Raw genomic sequence first — 2594 nt, forward strand, 5'->3', positions numbered from 1 at the left:
AGGGGAGGCGTAGCGAAAGCGAGTCTGATAAGGGCGACATAGTCGCACGGCGTAGACCCGAAACCAGATGATCTATCCATGGCCAGGATGAAGGTTGGGTAACACCAGCTGGAGGTCCGAACCCACTAACGTTGAAAAGTTAGGGGATGAGCTGTGGATAGGGGTGAAAGGCTAAACAAATCTGGAAATAGCTGGTTCTCCCCGAAAACTATTTAGGTAGTGCGTCGTACGGACACTTGCGGGGGTAGAGCACTGTAATCGTTGGGGGGGTCATTGCGATCTACCCCGCGATAGCAAACTCCGAATACCGCAAAGTGATATACGGCAGACAGACGGTGGGTGCTAACGTCCATCGTCAAGAGGGAAACAACCCAGACCGCCAGTTAAGGTCCCAAATACGTGGCTAAGTGGAAAACGAAGTGGGAAGGCCCAGACAGCTAGGAGGTTGGCTTAGAAGCAGCCACCCTTTAAAGAAAGCGTAATAGCTCACTAGTCGAGTCGTCCTGCGCGGAAGATGTAACGGGGCTCAAGCCATGAACCGAAACTGCGGATGCGTACTTTGTACGCGTGGTAGGGGAGCGTTGTGTAAGCCTGCGAAGGTGGGGTGGGAACCCTGCTGGAGGTATCACAAGTGCGAATGCTGACATGAGTAGCGATAAAGAGCGTGAAAAGCGCTCTCGCCGAAAGCCCAAGGTTTCCTACGCAACGTTCATCGGCGTAGGGTTAGTCGGCCCCTAAGGCGAGGCAGAAATGCGTAGTCGATGGGAAACAGGTCAATATTCCTGTACCGATCTTTAATGCGATGGGGGGACGGAGAAGGTTAGGCCAGCCGGGTGTTGGAAGTCCCGGTTTAAGCATGTAGGCGTGCTGCGTAGGCAAATCCGCGCGGCTTAGCTGAGGTGTGATGACGAGTGAGCGTGCTCACGAAGTGGTTGATACCCTGCTTCCAGGAAAAGCCTCTAAGCTTCAGTTAAAGATTGACCGTACCGCAAACCGACACAGGTGGGCAGGAAGAAAATTCTAAGGCGCTTGAGAGAACTCGGGAGAAGGAACTCGGCAAATTGATACCGTAACTTCGGGAGAAGGTATGCCCCGGTAGCTTGTAGGAGTACATCCGAAGGGCGATGGGGCCGCAGAGAATCGGTGGCTGCGACTGTTTAATAAAAACACAGCACTCTGCAAACACGAAAGTGGACGTATAGGGTGTGACGCCTGCCCGGTGCCGGAAGGTTAAGTGATGGGGTGCAAGCTCTTGATCGAAGCCCCGGTAAACGGCGGCCGTAACTATAACGGTCCTAAGGTAGCGAAATTCCTTGTCGGGTAAGTTCCGACCTGCACGAATGGCGTAACGATGGCCACACTGTCTCCTCCCGAGACTCAGCGAAGTTGAAATGTTTGTGAAGATGCAATCTCCCCGCGGCTAGACGGAAAGACCCCATGAACCTTTACTGTAGCTTTGCATTGGACTTTGACGGGACTTGTGTAGGATAGGTGGGAGGCTAAGAGTGCGTGACGCTAGTTGCGCAGGAGCCGTCCTTGAAATACCACCCTGGTGTCGTTGAGGTTCTAACCTTGGTCAGTGAATCCTGATCGGGGACCGTGCATGGTAGGCAGTTTGACTGGGGCGGTCTCCTCCCAAAAGGTAACGGAGGAGTTCGAAGGTCTCCTAGGTACGGTCGGACATCGTACTGATAGTGCAATGGCAAAAGGAGGCTTGACTGCGAGACCGACAAGTCGAGCAGGTGCGAAAGCAGGACATAGTGATCCGGTGGTTCTGTATGGAAGGGCCATCGCTCAACGGATAAAAGGTACTCTGGGGATAACAGGCTGATTCCGCCCAAGAGTTCACATCGACGGCGGAGTTTGGCACCTCGATGTCGGCTCATCACATCCTGGGGCTGTAGCCGGTCCCAAGGGTATGGCTGTTCGCCATTTAAAGTGGTACGTGAGCTGGGTTTAAAACGTCGTGAGACAGTTTGGTCCCTATCTGCCGTGGGCGTTGGAAGTTTGAGGGGGCCTGCTCCTAGTACGAGAGGACCGGAGTGGACGCACCTCTGGTGTACCGGTTGTGACGCCAGTCGCATCGCCGGGTAGCTAAGTGCGGAAGAGATAACCGCTGAAAGCATCTAAGCGGGAAACTCGCCTCAAGATGAGACTTCCCTCAGGCCTTGAGCCTGCTGAAGGGTCGTTCAAGACCAGGACGTTGATAGGTCGGGTGTGGAAGCGCAGTAATGCGTTAAGCTAACCGATACTAATTGCCCGTGAGGCTTGATCCTATAACATTGAGTGGTACCCGAAAGGTGCCAACCCAAGCAGTGCGCGAATCACTCGCACCGCAATCACAACCAATACAGTTGATCTGTTCTTTACCTTCCAGTTTGGGTGCGTTGCCAACACAATCGCAGCGCGCCGACAAGTCATAGTCTGACGACCATAGCGCTTCGGTCCCACCCCTTCCCATCCCGAACAGGACCGTGAAACGAAGTCGCGCCGATGATAGTGCGGATTGCCCGTGCGAAAGTAGGTCATCGTCAGACTACCTATACCGCAAAGCCCCGACAGCGACACCGCTGATCGGGGCTTTGTCTTTGGAT

At 54.1% G+C, this 2594-nt stretch carries 2 rRNA genes; both read left to right on the forward strand.

Features of this window, described 5'->3' with window-relative positions:
* Positions 1 to 2276: ribosomal RNA gene (locus tag ACDA63_RS20065) — 23S ribosomal RNA — on the forward strand; the annotation flags it as partial.
* 147 nt (positions 2277 to 2423) lie between these two features.
* Positions 2424 to 2537: ribosomal RNA gene (gene rrf, locus ACDA63_RS20070) — 5S ribosomal RNA — on the forward strand.
* The last annotated feature ends 57 nt before the right edge of the window (positions 2538 to 2594 follow it).

The sequence above is a fragment of the Uliginosibacterium sp. sgz301328 genome, from assembly GCF_041807905.1.
Lineage (GTDB): Bacteria > Pseudomonadota > Gammaproteobacteria > Burkholderiales > Rhodocyclaceae > JBGVSA01.